The organism is Patescibacteria group bacterium, assembly GCA_041645165.1.
Taxonomy (GTDB): domain Bacteria; phylum Patescibacteriota; class Patescibacteriia; order 2-02-FULL-49-11; family 2-02-FULL-49-11; genus 2-02-FULL-49-11.
In genome coordinates, this window is record JBAZQN010000015.1 from 1 (window position 1) to 18,952 (window position 18,952).

The 18,952-nt window shown below is 49.3% G+C and carries 15 protein-coding genes and 7 tRNA genes; 11 read left to right on the top strand and 11 right to left on the bottom strand.

Going from position 1 to position 18,952, the window contains the following annotated elements:
- Positions 1-267: 267 nt before the first annotated feature.
- Entirely contained in the window at positions 268-1,587 is a 1,320-nt protein-coding gene (locus tag WC659_05690; protein ID MFA4873397.1) for a UDP-N-acetylmuramoyl-L-alanyl-D-glutamate--2,6-diaminopimelate ligase, read from the bottom strand.
- Position 1,588: 1 nt separating this feature from the next.
- On the bottom strand, positions 1,589-2,362 hold the full coding sequence (locus WC659_05695) for a helix-turn-helix domain-containing protein (protein ID MFA4873398.1): 774 nt from the start codon (positions 2,360-2,362) through the stop codon (positions 1,589-1,591).
- 196 nt (positions 2,363-2,558) lie between these two features.
- On the opposite strand from WC659_05695, the gene WC659_05700 reads away from it, so the two are divergent.
- Both WC659_05700 and WC659_05705 read left to right on the top strand, forming a co-directional pair.
- Positions 2,559-3,332: a class I SAM-dependent methyltransferase gene (locus tag WC659_05700; GenBank protein MFA4873399.1), complete on the top strand. Its 774-nt coding sequence runs from the start codon at positions 2,559-2,561 to the stop codon at positions 3,330-3,332.
- Between the two features lie 30 nt (positions 3,333-3,362).
- A complete protein-coding gene (locus WC659_05705) occupies positions 3,363-4,808 on the top strand; it encodes a cobalamin-dependent protein (protein ID MFA4873400.1) in 1,446 nt (481 codons plus the stop codon).
- Positions 4,809-4,886: 78 nt separating this feature from the next.
- Here the strand turns inward: WC659_05705 and WC659_05710 are convergent.
- The 3 genes from WC659_05710 to ruvA form a co-directional block, all read right to left on the bottom strand.
- Positions 4,887-4,958, bottom strand: a tRNA-Arg gene (locus WC659_05710).
- A 7-nt stretch (positions 4,959-4,965) separates the two neighbouring features.
- On the bottom strand, positions 4,966-6,027 hold the full coding sequence (locus WC659_05715) for a peptidoglycan bridge formation glycyltransferase FemA/FemB family protein (protein ID MFA4873401.1): 1,062 nt from the start codon (positions 6,025-6,027) through the stop codon (positions 4,966-4,968).
- A 47-nt stretch (positions 6,028-6,074) separates the two neighbouring features.
- Positions 6,075-6,659: a Holliday junction branch migration protein RuvA gene (ruvA, locus tag WC659_05720; GenBank protein MFA4873402.1), complete on the bottom strand. Its 585-nt coding sequence runs from the start codon at positions 6,657-6,659 to the stop codon at positions 6,075-6,077.
- Between the two features lie 74 nt (positions 6,660-6,733).
- Between ruvA and uvrB the strand changes: the two genes are divergently transcribed.
- The 3 genes from uvrB to rpsT all read left to right on the top strand — a co-directional run bounded on the left by uvrB (position 6,734) and on the right by rpsT (position 10,884).
- Entirely contained in the window at positions 6,734-8,917 is a 2,184-nt protein-coding gene (gene uvrB, locus WC659_05725; GenBank protein MFA4873403.1) for an excinuclease ABC subunit UvrB, read from the top strand.
- Between the two features lie 350 nt (positions 8,918-9,267).
- A complete protein-coding gene (gene truB, locus WC659_05730) occupies positions 9,268-10,509 on the top strand; it encodes a tRNA pseudouridine(55) synthase TruB (protein ID MFA4873404.1) in 1,242 nt (413 codons plus the stop codon).
- 105 nt (positions 10,510-10,614) lie between these two features.
- Entirely contained in the window at positions 10,615-10,884 is a 270-nt protein-coding gene (gene rpsT, locus WC659_05735) for a 30S ribosomal protein S20 (GenBank protein ID MFA4873405.1), read from the top strand.
- Here the strand turns inward: rpsT and holA are convergent.
- The 4 genes from holA to WC659_05755 form a co-directional block, all read right to left on the bottom strand.
- Positions 10,847-11,911 (bottom strand): DNA polymerase III subunit delta, encoded by a 1,065-nt coding sequence (gene holA, locus WC659_05740; protein ID MFA4873406.1) that lies wholly within the window; start codon positions 11,909-11,911, stop codon positions 10,847-10,849. The genes rpsT and holA overlap by 38 nt on opposite strands.
- A gap of 109 nt (positions 11,912-12,020) precedes the next feature.
- Positions 12,021-12,091: transfer RNA gene (locus tag WC659_05745), tRNA-Pro, on the bottom strand.
- 282 nt (positions 12,092-12,373) lie between these two features.
- Positions 12,374-12,445: transfer RNA gene (locus WC659_05750), tRNA-Phe, on the bottom strand.
- Positions 12,446-12,636: 191 nt separating this feature from the next.
- Positions 12,637-12,710, bottom strand: a tRNA-Ile gene (locus tag WC659_05755).
- A gap of 237 nt (positions 12,711-12,947) precedes the next feature.
- Here WC659_05755 and rplS point away from each other — a divergent pair.
- The 5 genes from rplS (at position 12,948) to WC659_05780 (ending at position 14,249) form a co-directional block, all read left to right on the top strand.
- Positions 12,948-13,298, top strand: a complete 351-nt coding sequence (gene rplS, locus WC659_05760; GenBank protein MFA4873407.1) for a 50S ribosomal protein L19 — start codon at positions 12,948-12,950, stop codon at positions 13,296-13,298.
- A gap of 35 nt (positions 13,299-13,333) precedes the next feature.
- Positions 13,334-13,418, top strand: a tRNA-Leu gene (locus tag WC659_05765).
- A gap of 153 nt (positions 13,419-13,571) precedes the next feature.
- A tRNA-Val gene (locus WC659_05770) sits at positions 13,572-13,645 on the top strand.
- Positions 13,646-13,807: 162 nt separating this feature from the next.
- Positions 13,808-14,071 carry a hypothetical protein gene (locus WC659_05775; GenBank protein ID MFA4873408.1) on the top strand — a complete coding sequence of 88 codons (264 nt, stop codon included), beginning with the start codon at positions 13,808-13,810 and terminating at the stop codon, positions 14,069-14,071.
- A gap of 104 nt (positions 14,072-14,175) precedes the next feature.
- Positions 14,176-14,249 (top strand) — tRNA-Ala (locus WC659_05780).
- A gap of 708 nt (positions 14,250-14,957) precedes the next feature.
- On the opposite strand, the gene WC659_05785 is transcribed toward WC659_05780, so the two are convergent.
- Both WC659_05785 and WC659_05790 read right to left on the bottom strand, forming a co-directional pair.
- Complete coding sequence (locus WC659_05785) at positions 14,958-16,235, bottom strand: endonuclease Q family protein (protein MFA4873409.1); 1,278 nt, start codon at positions 16,233-16,235, stop codon at positions 14,958-14,960.
- Between the two features lie 11 nt (positions 16,236-16,246).
- Positions 16,247-17,059: a helix-turn-helix domain-containing protein gene (locus WC659_05790; GenBank protein ID MFA4873410.1), complete on the bottom strand. Its 813-nt coding sequence runs from the start codon at positions 17,057-17,059 to the stop codon at positions 16,247-16,249.
- Positions 17,060-17,292: 233 nt separating this feature from the next.
- Here WC659_05790 and WC659_05795 point away from each other — a divergent pair, with 233 nt between their 5' ends.
- A complete protein-coding gene (locus WC659_05795; protein MFA4873411.1) occupies positions 17,293-18,891 on the top strand; it encodes a radical SAM protein in 1,599 nt (532 codons plus the stop codon).
- Positions 18,892-18,952: the final 61 nt, after the last annotated feature.

The following is an 18,952-nucleotide window of genomic DNA, read 5'->3' on the forward strand; positions in this document are numbered from 1 at the left end:
CGAGGAGATGAAAAAAGCAAAGGCCGCCTTATTTGAGAAATTGAGAAAAAACTTTTAACGCGCTATTGAAAATCACAGTCCCTGGTGACTATTGATTTGGGGCTCATTCCTTGACTGGAAAATACTGTTATTTCCCCCACAGCGCTTCCCCACCTTGTCCCCACCTATAAATAATTGTTATATGGCTAAATTGCTAAACTGTTATCAGCGTGCCACGAACAATAAGTAATGAACAATTTACCCTTTTCACTTCGGACACATTACACACTATAAGGGCCTCCACCCCAGCTTTTCTAATTCCTCCCGCGCTACCTCCCGGTCATCCCATGGCTTATCAACCCCATGGTCCATGGCCATCATGCGTTCATGCCCCTTGCCTGCAAGAAGCACAATATCATCCGAGGTGGCGCGCTCAAGGGCAGTTTGAATCGCAATGCGCCGATCAGGGATCAGCCAATAGCGCTCATTTTGCTTCCACCCCTTCATTGCCATCCCCTGCGCAATCATTTGTGATATCGCCTCCACAGATTCAGAACGGGGATCCTCTTCGGTAAGGTAGACGCGATCAGCGAATTGAGCCACCACCTCGCCCATAAGGGAGCGTTTCGATTTATCGCGTTCGCCCGCCGCGCCGAACACCACGGTGATCTTAGCCTTAGCGTGGCGCCTTAAAAGGGTCAATACCTCACGAAGCGCATTGGGCGTATGGGCGAAGTCGACAAAAACGGAAAACGGCTGGCCCTGCTCAATCCGCTCGAGCCTTCCTGAGAGCGGCTGGAATGTTTCTATGCCCTCATGAATTTTTTCCCATGGCACTTCGCACACATGGGCGAGCGCGGCGGCGCTGAGGATATTCCTGAGGTTATAGTCGCCAATAAGCCTCGTGCGCAACGTGTGGTGCCCGTACGCGGTGACCAAAGTAAAAGTGAGGTATTCAAGCGTTTCTTCTATGCGCTCTCCATGCACGTCGCCGCTCCCCAAGCCGTACGTAAATACTTTGAGCCCGTGAAACGCGCGCGCGAGGTGCGAGAGCGAAGAAAACGTCGCGTCTTCGCAGTTAAGCACCACGATACCGCTCCCCTTGTGCGCGCGTTTGCCGCGGGCAATGAGGGCAAACAACTTTGCCTTTGCGCTCATATACGCCATAAGGCTCTGATGATAATCAAGGTGCTCGTGGGTAATGTTCGTGATAATGCCAGCGGCAAGCGGCAGCTTGCCCACACGCTCCTGGTCCAGCGCGTGTGAGGTAAGCTCTACCACGACCAGTTCGCAATGCTCTTTGACCATGCGCCCAAGGAGCACATAAAAGGTGAAGGGGTCCACGGTCGTCGTATGGGCGCCGGTTTCTATAAAGGTATCGCCGATTTGCGCGCCCAGCGTGGAAATCCATCCGACCTTCTTGCCCGTGGTGCGCACTATATGGCCCACGAGATTAACCACCGTCGTCTTTCCGTCAGTGCCGGTGACTCCCACGATGATCAGTTTCTTCTGAGGAAACCCGTTCATTGCCTGCGCCATCCACGCCCGTCCGCGGCGATACCAGCGCACCACGCGCTTGGGTAATAATTTATGAAATAGTCGCATCATATTATTCAGAATTAATTTTATCCCATAACAAATCAAACATTCCTTGATAGAGTTCGCTAATCAACGGACTTTCAATATAAAGCCCGATGCCTTCTCTGCTTCCTGAAAAAATAAGCGTAGCGTTTCTCCAAAGAAGCATCGTCGCCTTCGGCTGATATTGTACTGGAAAAAATTTTGTCATGCGCTTCTCCTCACCATCGCGCTTTTTGAATTCAAGAGCAGTCGGCGTCCGCACCAGCAATGCTCGGGCGGAGATATTTTTTTTGATCCGCTCTGGAATATAACGCCGATAATCATACTCACGGCTAATGACCGCGTGCAAATCGTCAATGTTTCCAATATAGGCTATCTCGCTGTGGGGGATCTCTATTGTCCTTTCAAGAATCTCTATAAACCCCTCTTCTCCTTGCACTGTCCGAATAACAGGAAGAATAGTATGAGCACCACACAACTTCTTTAATGTCTCCAAGTGACCCTCAATCTGCCACTCGGCCTTTTTTGCTTTTCTCGTCTGCTCCCGCGCGTATTCAAGAATACGTTCAGGAGACGGGGGGACGAGTTTTTGTTTGTACTTCCCTCTCCCTGCTCCCCATTGCAGTAACCCTTTCTCAAGAAGGTCCTGCGTGATCTTATATGCCGTGGGCCGCTTGATTTCGCTGTGGTGAATCACTTCTGAAATGGTTGGCTCATTGAGCGTCAGAACTACGCTTAAAAATTGCTGCTCTCGTTCAGTCAAGCCAAGCTTCGACAATACGGTTGAGAGTGTTTTCTCCATAAGTTTTCTTATCATTCGTAGAAGAAAATATATGCGATAATCTTATGATATCTTATCGATATTTTCTTTCGAAAGTAAACACAGTCTATCGCTCTATTTTGATAACTTCTATTTTCAATAGACAAATTATACTCTTTTTTAGACAAAAATCAAATATCCACTAACCTTAAAACGTAAACACGCATCCACAATGTTTATGTGGAAAGTTGATTTAAATCCACCAATCACCATCGCAACCCTCTGGGATGTCTGTATTTATTACCTGTGGGACGACACTTTTGTGAAAGGAGTCGAAAAGGTATTCAATACACACGGAGTAAAAACAATTCTTGATACCGCTGGCGGAACCGGTTTCCCATCAATCGCTTTGCGAAAGAGAGGGTGGGATGTGAACTATGCCGACGGCAGTAGAACCATGTTTGAAAATTACAAAAAGCACCTTGCTGATGAAAAAGTCGACATGCTCTTTCAACTCGTAGAGTGGAAAAATCTTACCCACAAAATCCAAAAACAGTATGACGCGGTGATGTGTCGAGGCAACTCGCTCTCTTACGTTGATGCATGGAATGAGGATCTGATTGAACTTCATCCCGAACACATGAAACTCGCTCTTGAGAATTTTTACAAACTCATCAAACCAGGTGGCATTTTGTACATTGACACGGTTGAACGGAGCGAATTTGAAAAAACAAAATTTCCCATTGTGTGGAATTTTGGAGAAAGACACATCAATGGACACAAAGTAAAACTCGTTCGGTTTGTCTCTCATGATTATACCCGCGGCGTACGAATTTGGTCGCACAAACTCATTATTGATAATCGCTCGTATGAATTCAGCTGTACATCGTATCTCCTGACCCCCGAACAGCTTCGGAGTCTTCTCGGTGAGACTGGTTTTACAAATGTGAAAGAAACTTCAGTTTCTGGAGAAGAATGGTACACAGTTTTCGTTTGCAGAAAACCAAAATGAAAATTATAAATTCTTTACAAGGAGGAAATCATGAAAATCGCTCTTTTACAACCAAACGCCGATGAACGTTACGGCCATCGACAAGGGTATGGTTCGGAAAAACGCCCACCCGAAACAGGGTTGGCTATACTCAGTTCCTATCTGCGCGTTTCCGCGCCAAACCACGAGATGTTTTGCCTTAATCCGGACAGAAGCGACGAGGAAATTGCGCGCCAAGCGGCAGGGCTTGACCTTATCGGTCTTACCGATTGGTTCTCAAATCATCAGCGTGTAATTAACATTGCGAGACTGGTAAAAATTAACAACGAAAAAGCACGGGTGGTGATTGGCGGACCGAACACGCCGGGGATTGGCAAGTTGGTGCTGGAGAAATATCCGTTCATTGATTACGTGGTCATCAGGGACGGAGAGGATGCACTTCTTGGACTTGCAAATGAGGTGCCAACAATATTGATTCCAAATCTTTGGTACCGTCATAGCGACAAAATCCACTTCACCCAGTCAGCTTATGTCAATCTTGGTCGCCTGCCGCTTTGGGATTTTTTGAACTTTGAAAATCTCGATGAACGACTGGTTGAATATCGCGAGGAAATTGCGAAAAGCGGAGAGAAGGATTTCGATCCGTGGCTCGTCCCGCCGCTAACGATGTTCAGCTTCCGCGGTTGCATGAAAGCGATCAAGGAGGGAGTATGCAGTTATTGCACCTCCGCCGAGACAACCGGCAGAGCGTTGCCGCCCGATAAATTCTGGTCGCAATTAGAGCTTCTCAAAGAAAAGTACAACGCCGAATTTTTCTACATGGCGGACGACATTTTCCCCGTAACTTTGAGAAGAATGGAGCAGCTCGCCGAGGCAAAACCCGCGTATCTCGCAACGCCGATGATTAGGGCGTACGCATATATGCTTGATTTCATTAAATTCAACGAGAAGCAAATGGAGCGGATGACAACTGCTCTTCGCGCCATTGGAGTTTTCAATCTCTTTTTCGGCGTTGAGAGTTTCAGCCTTGAGCAAATCACGAGGGCAAATAAGAGGGTAGTAAGCATTGCCGAAAGTGAACGGGTCATCAAAGCTCTAGGAGCGAGTGACATAAAAACAACCATGGCTTACTTGCTCGGTCTGCCGGGAGAAACCAAAGAGAGCCTTGAACTAAACCTTCGTTCACTTGATACGCTGCTTGCTACTGGACATGTGGAGCGAATCTATTTGTCCGTAGTCATGGCTCTGCGTGGCACGTCGATGTTCGAGGAGCTTTGCCAAACTCAAGCCGTTGTTAAAGTATACGAGCAAGAAACCGGCAATGTTCTTGCCGAGGATGATTACCCGGATTACTCGTTGCTTCAGCGACTTGGAGTCGAGCACCTCTCGTGCTTGAAGCCCTCGCTTGTAAACGAGTGGCTGGAGAAAATGATTACTGCGTCCGAGCGGTATCTGCCGTCGCATCGCGTTGGCGGGTTCTTGCTCGAACCGATCTAGACCCTACCGTAGCACGTATTCGGATTCCACACTTGGAATACTGACTACGTGCTTTTTTCTTATTATTTCATAGGGAACTGCCCTCGAGAGGAATCGAACCTCTATTACAAGATCCGGAATCTTGTGTCCTATCCGTTGAACGACGAAGGCGTGCGTATCACATCTTAAGAATTGATTTCGCAGTCTGCGCGAGGGTGAGAAGTTTGTAAAGGAACTGCTTAACTACGACATCATACGTCCCCGCGCCTTCTTTCTCCTCTCCTCCAAATCCCATCTTAAATCTCGTAATCCCCGCCCAGGAATCAGGCTTTGTATCTTGTGTCTTGTATCTTGTGTCTTGCGGGGATATGCCCCACATATCATACCATTTCATCCCTTGAGCCTTTGCGAATTGTATCATCTTCCACTGTAATAGATGAGGGGCCATGAGATTACGATCCATGCTTGATGATCCACCATGAAGATAAGTTGCGGTATCGCCGCACGTTATCAGTATAGCCGCCGCGAGAGGCTTCCCTTGGTGCTTGGCAATAAATAAATGAGCCTGCGCTTCCCCGGGCGCATTGAGTTCTTGAAGCATCATCTCATAATATTTCCTTGGATGAATTCCAATTTTATCACGCTGTGCGGTATCCTGCATGAGCGCCCAAAAAATGCTGAAACCGTCTTTTGGGTTCACTTCATCTGCCGCGACTCCTTTCCGTACCGAGAGGTGAATATTATAACGCGTCTTCTCATGCATGTCATTGAGAAGTTCTTTCTCGCTTTTCGTTAAATCAATAAGCAAGGTAGCGCGCGGCGGCACTTGGCGTGTCAATATACAAGGTTCAATAATATTTAAACCACTCCGGTTTGGAAATTGTCCCGCTCCTCGAATGTTTTTTTCAAAGGTAAGCGGGATCGCGCCTGAGCGGGAGATATTGGAAATTGGAAATTCTCGTGTGGGTGTCCATCGCACAAATACCGCGCCTGTCCTCTTGCCTATATCCCGTAAAACCTGCTCATGCCTTGATACCGTACTGTCCTGCGGCAAGGCCCAGCCATTTATTTCGAGAAACTTGAGCGGTCCCGCAATTCTCTTCTCGACTGCAATCCCCTCGCTATCTCTCCTCTCCAATGCAGCCGTAAATGGCGTCACGCGCAAGGGAGAAACCACATATACGTTTTTCCCCGCAGCCTGTTGGAACCGCGCCCATCCGTTTGATTGTTCAAAATGCATGTATTATTAATGCTATCCTAATTTTATCCTAAACGAGGACTGAGTTGCTATCGTTGTTTCCCCAATCGCTTAAGCGCTTCTCTCACCCTTGCCTCACTCCCTTCGATCGTCCGCGGAAGCGCGCGTATTATCTCCACCACTTCGTTTTCCCGGTAACCAAGCCTTACCAAAGCCTCTATCGCATCCCCATCGCCCTCTGAAAATACACCGCGCGCTCCGCCAATAAATTCTCCAACTTTTTCACGCAACTCAACGATAATCCGTTCCGCGGTTTTCTTCCCGATCCCCGCCACCTTCTGCAACAATTTTGGATCTCCTTGCGCAATAGTGCGTTTCAGATCGTCAAGTTTTGCCACGGACAAACACCCCAAGGCAGAGCGCGGCCCAACGCCTGAGATGGTGAGCAACTGTTCAAAAAACAAAAGCTCTGCCAATTGTGGAAACCCGTAAAGCTCTATCGTGTCATTCCTCGTGTCGAGCTTCGTGTAACAATAGAGCTCAAGGAGTGCGCCAATTTTTAATCCTTCCAGCACAAATACCGGCACTGCGATACGGTACCCTACCTCCCCCGCGACGAGGAGCACTGACCGCGCATCATGCCATTTAACCGCGCCATTGATGTACGAAATCATGCTTATATTCTACAATACATCCAGGACTTTTGCTATCAATATTACATTTTTTGAGATGAGCATTTCTCAATGATATGTCATTCGCGATCAAATCATCATTTACGCCCACCGGAGACCAGCCTCAAGCGATTGAAAAACTCGTGGCAGGCATTCGTGCCGGGGTGCCCCATCAAACGCTCTTGGGAGTGACCGGCAGCGGCAAAACGTTTACGATGGCAAACGTCATCGCGGAGGTGAAACATCCGACGCTCGTCATTTCCCACAATAAAACGCTCGCCGCGCAACTGGCGGGCGAATTTGAAGAGTTCTTCCCCGACGCAGCCGTGCATTATTTCGTTTCCTACTATGACTACTATCAGCCCGAGGCATATGTGCCCACCACTGACACCTACATTGAAAAAGAAACAGACATTAATGAAGAGATAGACCGCCTCCGCCATGCCGCGACCCAGGCGCTCCTTTCCCGCAAAGACGTCATCATTGTCGCCTCTGTCTCCTGCATCTACGGATTGGGGTCGCCCGAGGAATACCAATTTATGAGTTTAGAACTCAAAACTTCCCGCCCTAGCGGGATCCCGCATACCTTAAATACTAATATTCAAGGTGCGGGACAAAACTCAAAACTGAATCGAATAGAAATATTACGGAAACTGGTAGATATGCGCTATGAGCGCAATGATATGGATCTGCAGCGCGGGCGCTTCCGCGTGCGCGGCAATATGATTGACATTTATCCGGTGTATTCGCTTGAAGATATTTGGCGCATAGAATTCAGCGGCAATGCGGTGCAGCGCATCAGCGCACTGGACCAGCTCACTGGCAAAACCGTGAATCGCGCGGACGCATTTACCTTGTTTCCTGCAACCCACTATATCGCGCCGCAGGAGAGGATCAATGAAATCCTCAAAACGATTGAGCAGGATCTTGACCGGGAAGTGCGCGCATTTCTAAAAGCCAACAAACCCTTAGAGGCCGAACGCCTCTCGCAGAGAGTGCACTTCGACCTCGAGATGATAAGGGCGACCGGCTATTGCAACGGCATTGAGAACTACTCGCGCTACTTTGATCAGCGAAAACCCGGCGAACCGCCCTCTACGCTCATTGATTTTTTCAGGTTTGCAGACAAGGACTTTCTTACCTTTATTGACGAGTCGCACATGACTTTGCCGCAATTGAGAGGTATGTACCATGGCGACAGGGCGCGAAAAGACACTCTCATAGAATATGGATTCCGCCTTACGGGGGCGCGCGATAACCGCCCCCTTACCTTTGATGAATTCAACACCCGCATCGGCCAAGTCATCTATGTGTCTGCCACACCGAATGAATATGAGTTATCGAGGTCCCGACACCCCCACCATAACCTCCCCCTTTCTAGGGGGAGGAGCGCCTCCTTAATGTCTTCCCCCCTAGTAAGGGGGGAATCGGAAGGGGGGCGTGTCGTCGAGCAATTAATCCGTCCCACAGGGTTGCTCGATCCTACGATTACCGTGAAACCGACGAAAAACCAAATTGATGATTTGCTCAATGAAATACATCACTGTATCGCAAAAAAACAGCGCGTGCTGGTGACCACACTCACCAAACGCATGGCGGAAGACCTCGCGGAATATCTTGAGGAATTGAAGGTGAAGGCCGCATACCTGCACTCTGATATAGAAACCTTTGAGAGGTTGGAGCTCCTCCGCGACCTGCGCCTCGGCGTCTACGACGTCCTGGTAGGCATAAATCTCCTACGGGAAGGATTAGATCTGCCGGAAGTCGCGCTCGTCGCTATCCTCGATGCGGACAAGGAGGGTTTCTTAAGGAGTGCAACCTCGCTCGTGCAAGTAATGGGCCGCGCAGCTCGCCACCTCGAAGGCCGCGTCATCATGTACGCCGACACCATCACCGGATCCATGAAACAGGCAATGGAAGAAACTAAGCGCCGGCGCGCGGTCCAAGAAGCGTATAATAAAAAACACGGCATTACGCCGGCGACCATCAAAAAAGCAATTAAGGAAGGAATACTCGCGCATCGCCAGTCAGAATCCTTCCAGCCGAAACTCCCCAACATTGCGGAAATCCCTTATGAAGAATTGCCCCACCTTATCAGGGATTTGGAGCGCCAGATGGATTTAGCGGCTAAAAATCTGGAATTCGAAAAAGCAGCGGCATTGAGAGACCAAATAAAAATAATGAAAGAAAAGATGAGGAAAAAAACAAGCCGCAGGGATCCTTTCAAAGCGATCCGCGCGGCTAAAGAAGAAGGGAATTAGGTTATGCATTAAACTGGCCCCTGGTACTCGCTGCAAACGTTTGATACTTATGCCCACGAGTACATTCGTGAATAATGTGAAACCCCCTCATAATGCACCCACAGCCACACCCTGGTTCTGGACATTCCTCACAATACTCACTCTCTTCCTTCTTCTTTTTTTCTTCTTCCTTGTCATCCACGCTAGCCAATTTTATCTCCTTTCGTTTAGTCTCATTTTTTCTCATATTACTCTCTCTCTCTCTGTATTTATCAACTCTCTACTCAACTATTATCAGCATGTCATGCTGAACTTGATTCAGCATCCAGAAAACAATGGATCATGATGTTGCTTCAAGAAAATGATGTAATATGACACCTACCGGCTTTTTATTGATCAACAAACCCCCCGGTCCCACTTCGCACGATGTGGTGGATATGGTGCGGCGCGTGGTGAAACCTCCCCAAACCCCTCCTTCTCAAGGAGGGGACACTGGTGTCTCCCCCATACGAAGGGGGAGTAAGAGGGGGTCTCAATTGCGGATCGGCCACGCAGGCACTCTTGATCCGTTCGCATCAGGATTGTTAATCGTGGGAGTGGGACGCGATGCAACGAGAAGACTTGACTCTTTTAAGGCGCTCCCTAAAACGTACCTTACCACCTTGCGATTGGGAGCCGCGTCTGATACCGATGACAGAACGGGGCATATTGAAGAAACTAGAATTAAGAATTTAGAATTAAGCTTGGAAAAAATTGAAAAAATATTAAATTCGTTTATAGGTGAAATTGACCAAGTGCCTCCCATGTACAGCGCAAAAAAGATTAATGGACAAAAACTCTATGAACTCGCGCGCCAAGGGCACACCGTTGAACGCAAGCCTGTCAAAGTGACTATCTACTCAATCGAGCTCAAAAACGCACAAACTGATGAACTGACAAACCGACAAACTGTTAAACTAAATATTACGTGCTCCACCGGCACCTACATACGCGCCCTTGCGCGCGACATCGGAGAGAAGCTCCAATGCGGAGCCTACTGCGATGCGCTCACACGGACGGCAATTGGACCGTTCGCGCTGCAAGATGCCCTGCCGCTCGATAAGCTCAATACCGATAATTGGCAATCTCTTTTACAGTCTTTCACGTATCTGGTATCACGTATTACGCATTACGAATCGCAACCGAAATACCTAATACCTACTACGAAATACGAGACAAGAGTGCTCGTCTTCGGCACCTTCGACCTCCTCCATCCCGGCCACCTCGACTTCTTCCGCCAGGCAAAAGAATTGGGCGACCATCTCATCGCCGGCATCGGACGAGATCAAGTGGTCGCCGCGCTCAAAGGAAAACTGCCCCGCCAGAATGAGCACGCGCGCCTTGCCGCGGTGCAGGAGTGCGGACTCGTGGACGAGGCGCACCTGTTGCCTGACAATCCCGAAGAGAGGTTTCAGTGGATTAAAAAAACAAACCCCACGGTCATTGCTTTGGGGTACGATCAAACCGCGTTCACGGATCACCTCGCGCAAGACCTCGCGCACCACGGCATTAATTGCCGTATTGCCCGCTTAAAGCCATTTCATCCCGAGCGCTATAAAAGCTCCAAAATGTAATATAATCATCCGCACCGTGTTCCTGGGTATCTCGATAATCAATCTTGCTTATTTTTATTCCTTCTGTTACCCTATACCATAGATTTGAATTTTGACATTTACTTTATGCACACTAAATCAGCAGCAAAACGATTACGGCAAACAAAAAAGCGGACCGCAAGGAACCGCATGTGGAAGCAGAAAGTGAAGACAATGCTGAAGTCCTCCCGCGCCCAGATAACCTCGAAGGACGCCCATACGAAAGAGACCATCACCCGCACCATTTCCACGATTGACCGCGCCATTCAGAAAGGGATACTGCATCGCAATACGGGCGCGCGGATGAAATCGCGGCTTCTCAAACTCCTGCGTGCCCCTGCGAAGAAAGAGGCTTGAGATCGGTCAATAACAGCTCCAAGGGCAATGTGGCGTCGCCGCTCTCTGTTTTTAATTTCACATCTACCGCAAGCAATGAGCGGTAGATTTTTTGTAATTCTTCCCAGGTATAGTAGCGCGTGCGGGGGACTGTCTTTTGCGCGACAAAAGGGTGAATGCCTAACGCCTGAGCGATGTCTGCGCCGCGCGACTCCTTCGCACTGTCCAAATAACTTTTCACCAGTGCAATGGTATGGAAGAGGCGCACCAGCATGCCGTGAACGGCAAGCGGCTCAACCCCGGAGACGATGAGCGAATAAAAAAGCGGGAGCGCGCGGTCAATGCTTCGCTCACCCACCGCATCCGTGAATGCAAACCCTGAAAGGTCTTCCTCAATATCTACCAATGCATACAAATCATTTTTAGTAATGGCACTGCCGCAGCGCAGCGCGGCAAGCTTCCCTATCTCCCGGTCAGCACGCCACAGGTCGCTCCCTACTGCCGCCGCGAGCGCCTCCGCAACAGACGCGTCACAGGCAGCGCCAGAAGTGTGCGCGCGGTTTCTGATCCACGCACTCACTTCCCGCTGCTCCATACGGGGAAAGGGGAATACATACTCTTGCGATGCAAGGGATTCAAAAAGAGCAGTGTTTGAATTTTGTTTCCGGGGCTCCTTTTTCTTCCCTCGCCCTGCGCTTCTGCGCACAAGACCTGCGTTCCCTACCATGCCAACATCTCCCTCCCAAAAAACAATGATGTTCGCGTCTTTCGCGCGGAGGCTTTCTTCTTCTTCAAGGAATGATTTCACGCTATCAGCCACACCTCCCAATCCGCTCCCTATAAGTTCCTCGACCACCACCATGCGCCGGGGGCTTAAAAACCCGCTTGAGCGCGCTTCACTCCTGAATCGCTCAAGCGTGAGCCCCTTGCCCTCAAGCCGCACCACATTATACCCTTGAGGATCGCGCTTTTTCTTAAATTCAGCGATAACCTCAGAGAGTTTCTCCCTGCTGCGAAAGGTGTCAGACCCATAAATAAAGATAATCATAGGAATTTTCGCTCTTCCAATATTCATTTGTAAATAACTCGGGGTGCTGGGAATTGTCTCCCTACGGGAGATCTCCCGAAGGGAGAAACCCAATCTATCCCGCACTTTTTCGGGCTGCCGAGATTCGAACTCGGACTAAATGCTCCCAAAGCACTCGTGCTACCATTACACTACAGCCCGATGAAAAAGTGCGGGACGTACCCACCTCTTCGGTGGGTCGCCGAAGAAGCGATTATCGGTATACTATTCCCCCGTTAAAGATCTCTTTCTATAAGCATAAACGTAAAAACGGATGTTGTCATCCGTACCGCAATCAATTATTGCTCATTCACATTTTGCCGAGGGTCAGAATCGCCCCGTCATTCGACGGGGCGCCCGACCGGATGGTCGGGCGAACTCTTATATATTATCTTCCGGATAACGCTCTTCCTGGGTAGCACCACATACTCGCATCTCACAAAGTGCTGGGAGCCAGAATCGAACTGACTACGCCTGCCTCTTCAGGGCAGCGCTCTACCAATGAGCTATCCCAGCACTTTGTGAACATATGTGTAGCTACCCGCCGAAAGCTTCTGACTCGCTTTCAGCCCACTGAGCTACCTCGGCAAGTTGTGAACGAATTGGTGGGCGCAGATGGACTCGAACCATCGACCTCGTCATTACCCCAGTAGTACCCCGCATTAGCAGGGACTACGGGGCAGGTCAGTGCCGTTACGGTACAGCGGTGGGCGCAGATGGACTCGAACCATCGACCTCGTCATTATCAGTGACGCGCTCTAACCGCCTGAGCTATGCGCCCCACCGCTGTACCTTATTCTCCAGCGCTCCCTGCCCGGTAGCGAACGAGTGAAACGAGTTCTGCTACTCGGGTAACCGCCTCAAGCTTGCGCCCTCTAGGCTATAAACCCCTCCCTAAGATACTTGAATTATTTCTTCATGACAAGTGGGAGGCATAGCGGAACGCTTGACGTGGAGAAAATAAATCAGTACTATTGCTGATGAGTCTCGTTTCGTTTATTTATTGTTTACCGTATTTATGGCTACACAAGCAACCACCTATAAACCTATCACGCCGGAACAGATTAAGCCCGGCATGACCATCCGCGTCCATCAGAAAATCCGCGACGTCACCTCTAAGGGCGAAGAGAAAGAACGGCTCCAGGTGTTCGAGGGAATCGTGCTTGCGTGCCGCGGGAACCGCGGCAATGACGGCACGTATACCGTGAGAAAGATTTCTGAAGGAGTGGGCGTAGAAAAAATATTTCCCTACCGCGCTCCGGCAGTCGCAAAAATAGAATTTGTCCGGCAAGCGGCGGTGCGCCGTGCGAAGCTTTATTATCTCCGCAACTACAACAAACGGCTCAAGGAAAATACCGCACTCGCCTAAAACAGCGAAGGGCTACAGACGATAATATTTTACGCGCGGACGTGGCGGAATTTGGTATACGCGCCAGCTTGAGGTGCTGGTGGGGGCAACCCCGTGGAGGTTCAAGTCCTCTCGTCCGCAAATGAATTAAGAATTCAAGGAGGACTTGAACGGGCGAGCACTTCTGCCGGTGGCAGGAGAGCGCAAGCCCCATGCCCGAAAGGGCAAGTCCACTTGGGCGCAAATTTATTATGGGGCGCTTAGCGCGACTGGTTTATTCACCCCGCACCTTTTGGACGCATAGCTCAGTTGGTTAGAGCGCTTCGTTTACACCGAAGAGGTCCAAGGTTCGAGTCCTTGTGCGTCCAAGAAAAGGTACGGGGCACGTCCAGCAGGTCGCCAGGTTCGCCCGATCATCCGATCTGGCGTCCGGTCGAATGACCGGACGATCCCCTCAGTGCCCATGATTTATTTTAAACACTCTTACAAATCAAGAGAAGAACTAAAAATCTTCATATAATAATGTCTTTATGAGAATCTTTATCGGCCTTCTTATGGTCGCGGGGGGAGCGGTCCTCACGCTTAAAGCGAACTGGATAGTATCCAACTTCGGCTATAGCGAATTCGCAGAATCCAACATCAAAATGTACGGCGGGTCGCGCCTCCTCTGGAAGCTCATAGGCATTATCGCTATTTTCATCGGATTTCTGGTCATCACCAACCTTTATGGAGACCTCATCCTGATGTTCTTTGGCTCCACCTTGGGAGGATTGAAGCAAACGCCGGGATATTAAACAATCCGGGGGCCGTTCGCATAGTGATAGTGCACCCGGTTTGTTCACCCCGCACCAAATTGAGGACGGGCTCGTAGTTCAAAGGTAGTCCTGCGCCTTCTGGTGGGGATATAGCTCAGTTGGTTAGAGCGTCGCATTTGCAATGCGAAGGTCGCCGGTTCGAATCCGGCTATCTCCAAGAGAAGGTGAGGGATGCACCCGAAAGGTGAGAGGTTCAATTAGTCCAAATTTAAAAGCGGGGCAGGACCGGGAGGCGCGGGTCCGTGGGGTCATTCGACCCCACGCCGTGTCGAATGAATACGGCGATGCTCGCACGGTCCACTATCCAGGCAACCCATCATGGGTTTATTTTTTTGAAAAATTTTTCTTTGTCACGCGCTCATGCGTGGCGAGAGTGTTTACATTTCACCCGCATCATTGTATAATTCATTTCAGAATGATGTGTGGATAACTTTTATTAAAAATTTTTGAGCGCAGAATTTTTTCTTTAAACACTTCCACACATTAATAGACGCGCTCTTTCCATTTTGAAAGTCGGAAGCCTTCTAAAAAAAATCCTCTACACAAAATTGTTGTCGCCACTTGAATAAAAGCCAAAACGTTTTTCTCACACCTCACTAAAAGCGAAGGCTTCATCATAACGCATCACCGCTGTTCCGCGCTTCCTTATTGATTCTCTTGCAGTCCATACTCCTTTCCACCGCTTATCAGGTACCAAGCGGCCTCACGAAAGGACTAGAGCGCAGACACAGCATAAAGAAAGGAGGTGATAAACATGGGAAAGAAGAAGACAAAGCCAACAAAGAAAAGGAAGAAGTAAGCTTGTGTTGCATACTTCAACGTAAGAAACCCCTATTTTGAGGGGTTTCTTCGCTTTTTTGAACGTTTAGAACAACGATCCCTGCTGTACCCTTTTCCTGTCACGCTCGGTAAACACCTCTACCGACCCGTACACGCCGTCATATCCTGGCGTTTTTTTCACCTCCCCCTCCCGCATGCGCTCAATGCCAGTCACGACCGTAGGATCAAGGAAGGCCTTGAGTTCATCAAGCGGTTTTTTCACCAAGATGTCAAACTCGCTTGCATGCGCGCCCACGAGCGTCTCATAAATCGCGGTCACGCCCTTGGAATGTTTTCCTCTCTCTAGTCCGTCGCCTATGATCTCCGGTAAAGGCACGAGACTGCGGAATCCCGGGCGATTGCGGGGTTTATATTCCTCTTCGCGGTCTGCGAGTTCCTCCACGCGGCTCATCACGCCCACGGTGACCGGACGGCCGCACTTGGGACAAATTCCTTTTTTCCTCCGAGTTTCCTGCGGGCTCCACCGTACCTCGCACACGCGGTGGCCGTCATAATGATACATACCCTCTTCAGGAAAAAATTCATACGTCTCTATGATGCGATTTTCCCCCGCCTCCGACCGCAATGCGTGCGCAATGTTATGGAAGGATCGCGCCGCCACCTCCACCACCGTTGCCTCCCGCCCAAGGTTCGGCGGTGAATGAGCGTCCGAAAAAGAAATAATTGTCTTGCCGTCCAACTCTGGCAGCCGCCAATTCATTGGCGGATCAGATGACAATCCTGTCTCCACCGCAGGGATCCATGATGCCATATCTCCCCAGGCCTCTTCAAATGAATCAAACCCCGACTTTGACCCATACATGCCAAACCACGGCGTCCATACATGCGCGGGCACCACCAAAAAATCAGGATCTGCGTCCCGCGCAAATTCCGCCATGCGTATCATATCCAATCCCAAAATGGGGCGCCCATCAGACGCGAGTTTCCCTACCTTCCCCAGCAGCGCATTCAAACGTTCCGCGGCCTCCCGGGAAGGCGCAAAGAGCAGTACATGAACTCTCCGCACTTTTCCCCCGCGGGAAAAAATACACGCCACTTCCGACGTGTACATAAAGAGCGGATCATGGGATGCAGCAGTATGCTGTGGCACACGATGAACCTGTTTAAGCCGATACAACCCTTCTCCCGCATCTTCCAACTGCTCCCCGCACTCGCGAAACCATACCGGATGGGTAAAATCTCCGGTTCCCACCACGTCAATCCCTTTCTTCCGCGCCCATAAGTGATGGTGCGGCAAATCGCTCTCCTTCGAACACGCCCGCGCGTATTTTGTATGAATTTCCAAATCGCAAATAAGCTGCATAATTCATTTTGTCATACTGAGTTTGTCGAAGTATCTCCTGCGTATGCAGGGTTCTTTAACTTCCTCTCCACCTCCCTATCATACTCTTTCGCGGCCTGCCACGCGAGTTCATAAAGGTATTTTTCTGACTGTGCAATGTCTTTACTCTCAATAATCACCCCAAACCGATCGCGGAATGAGATAAAAGCAACTTTATCATTGTAGACATACTTCTCAAGGGTGAAATCAAACTTATCTGCGGGCACAAGATACCCTTCCCGTAAAAACTGAGAGCCAACTCGCTTTAAATGTATTGCATAATCACTCAACTTCATAATCGTGCGGATATAAATCCGTTTTTTTGTCCTCCTCTTAAAGTAACGTTCCGCATAATCTTGCATTAAATCCTTCAACTCACTCACGTCTGAATAAGATCGAATCATGTCTTTAGCCATAAGGCTGTCTTCATACACCGCTTTAATGCCCTCGACTCCTTCATAGTACTTCACTACTGGTCGGCTACCACTGCCTTTATATCGCTTGCTTAACTCTACGACGATATGACGTGCGGACTCGGCGCGCTCCCGCCACTTTTTGCTCTGCGCCTCCGCATACTGCGCAAGGTAGTCCGGCGGGGCTGCGACAAAATATTTCCTGCCGCGTTTTGCAGCCTCTGTGGCAAACCCTTTCCGCAAAAGACTATTCAATATCACATAGCAAGTCGCGCGGTTGACCCCCGCCCGCTGCGCAATCTCTGACACCGCCGCCTGCCCAAGCTCAAGCAGTGCTAAATAGAGCGCTTCTTCTTTTTTATTAAATCCCAATTCCTGTAAATTCGAATCCATAAATAACTCCTTCTTTGTCATGCTGCACTTGTCGAAGTATCTTAACTTAAAATCATTATAACTAAAAAGATAAATTGTGTCAATTATCTTCAACAATTATATTATATTTTATATTTTTCTCAATATTTTAGAGAAAATTGTCATTAATCTGTTTATATTTACTAACAATTATGTCATTCTATTATGTTTAAATCCAAAAAAACAAATTAAAATTAGAAAGAGGTGATAAAATCATGAAAATAGTTCTTGTTGGAGTCCCGCTAAAACATCGCTCCTTCAATGGAGCGAATAAAGCACTGCCAGTTCTTGCACATGCGCTTTATATGGGGGGATTTGAGAACGCAATCCAGCTCGACCTCGAACGCCCCGATCTTACAATCTGGGAAGTTCTCCGTGAAGTCGCGGACACCAATCTCGTCGCTTTCTGTGGCTGCTTGAGCCCGCAGTGGCCGGAAATCGACGCGATTGGCCAGATGGTTTATTACTATTTGGTCAAATTGGGACGTGCTCATGTCCCAATAATCGTCGGCGGCTATGCCGCCAAGAGCGCACAGGATATCCTGGAGGAAACTCCATGGATCACTGCGCTCTTCGATGGCGAGGGAGAGGAGGGGATCGTTGAGATCACTCGCGCTGTTGAGCGCGGTACGTTCCACGAGGCTAAAAGGAACATCCATGGTCTTTGTTTCATTGATGAGACCGGAAAGTATCGTCGCTCGATCGCTCCTCGCGTCCGAAATCTGAATCCGTATAACCAGAATTTTGGACTTGTCTATGTCCCTTCTGTACATGACATGGACATCTTCCTCACGCCGGATGGTCGTCAACTCCGCACAGGTCAGGTGTTCGACCAGAGGGGATGCCCGTGGGCCTGCGGCTTCTGTAACAAATCGCAGGAGAGCCCAAACGTTGTATGGCTCTCCGACGAGGCATTCCGACAGCAACTTCGCTGGCTCAAGGAGCGGGTTGGCGCGGAGGCGGTGTACCTGGATGTGGATACTGCCACGGTAAATCGTGAGAAGTTCCTTCGGCATGCTCAAGTTATACATGAGGAAAGATTGGTATGGGGAACCAACACGAGGATAGATGCAATCGATCTGGAATTAATGCAATTTGCTGCCAAATCCGGTTGTGTCTATATATTCTTCGGGGTTGAGCATCTTAATCCTGGAGTCCTCGTTGCGATTAACAAGTTCAATGGTTCCCTCCCTGTCCAACTCCAACGCGCCACCGAGTACCCCAACTTGGCTAAACGCGTTTTCCAAGGCATGAAACGAGCTGGGCTTCCTTCCAGCTACTTCATGCTTTTAGGATTGCCGAAGGTTATCCTCAATGAGAGCTGCTCAATCGTAAAGTACGAGCCTGCCTCATTCGAAGACGATATCGCCACTGCGTTTTTCGGGCTAGACGAATGTGAAACGGATTTTTTCAACTTCAATATCCTTCGCTTCATGCCCGGAAGTACGGCCGGTGACGTACTCAACCACCCTGCTTTTTCTGTTGTCCGTCCCTCGGGCAACAACCCGATCACTGGCGGTTGGTTTCTCCCGCGCGTAGCCCGAAAGCGTGGATATAACGTTCCGAAAAATCACGGCGTGTATCGACTCTGTGAATCGGTCGGGCACAATCAGCCAGCTTCGATTGGCCTTGATGCGCAACAGATCTACGACACCGTGCTCCGCACGGTGGATCACATCAATGCCAGAATAGACCGTGGGATGAAGCCAACCAAGCTTTTCATTGACCGTGAACTTTTGAGGCTTGGATTGGTGAAACACCTTGAGAATGGCGGGTACTGGCTCGCCCCTTTCAAAGAATTTGAGGCACTCTAAAACCGCTTCTGATCTTTAAGGATTAGAGGCGGTTGATTTTTTTTTAACATTGACTTCTTAA

Bases quoted from the DNA above. Each gene is read 5' to 3' on its own strand.
- WC659_05690 (MFA4873397.1), bottom strand. From the start codon at position 1,587: ATGATGCGACTATTTCATAAATTATTACCCAAGCGCGTGGTGCGCTGG.
- WC659_05695 (MFA4873398.1), bottom strand. From the start codon at position 2,362: ATGGAGAAAACACTCTCAACCGTATTGTCGAAGCTTGGCTTGACTGAA.
- WC659_05700 (MFA4873399.1), top strand. From the start codon at position 2,559: ATGTGGAAAGTTGATTTAAATCCACCAATCACCATCGCAACCCTCTGG.
- WC659_05705 (MFA4873400.1), top strand. From the start codon at position 3,363: ATGAAAATCGCTCTTTTACAACCAAACGCCGATGAACGTTACGGCCAT.
- WC659_05715 (MFA4873401.1), bottom strand. From the start codon at position 6,027: ATGCATTTTGAACAATCAAACGGATGGGCGCGGTTCCAACAGGCTGCG.
- ruvA (MFA4873402.1), bottom strand. From the start codon at position 6,659: ATGATTTCGTACATCAATGGCGCGGTTAAATGGCATGATGCGCGGTCA.
- uvrB (MFA4873403.1), top strand. From the start codon at position 6,734: ATGTCATTCGCGATCAAATCATCATTTACGCCCACCGGAGACCAGCCT.
- truB (MFA4873404.1), top strand. From the start codon at position 9,268: ATGACACCTACCGGCTTTTTATTGATCAACAAACCCCCCGGTCCCACT.
- rpsT (MFA4873405.1), top strand. From the start codon at position 10,615: ATGCACACTAAATCAGCAGCAAAACGATTACGGCAAACAAAAAAGCGG.
- holA (MFA4873406.1), bottom strand. From the start codon at position 11,911: ATGATTATCTTTATTTATGGGTCTGACACCTTTCGCAGCAGGGAGAAA.
- rplS (MFA4873407.1), top strand. From the start codon at position 12,948: ATGGCTACACAAGCAACCACCTATAAACCTATCACGCCGGAACAGATT.
- WC659_05775 (MFA4873408.1), top strand. From the start codon at position 13,808: ATGAGAATCTTTATCGGCCTTCTTATGGTCGCGGGGGGAGCGGTCCTC.
- WC659_05785 (MFA4873409.1), bottom strand. From the start codon at position 16,235: ATGCAGCTTATTTGCGATTTGGAAATTCATACAAAATACGCGCGGGCG.
- WC659_05790 (MFA4873410.1), bottom strand. From the start codon at position 17,059: ATGGATTCGAATTTACAGGAATTGGGATTTAATAAAAAAGAAGAAGCG.
- WC659_05795 (MFA4873411.1), top strand. From the start codon at position 17,293: ATGAAAATAGTTCTTGTTGGAGTCCCGCTAAAACATCGCTCCTTCAAT.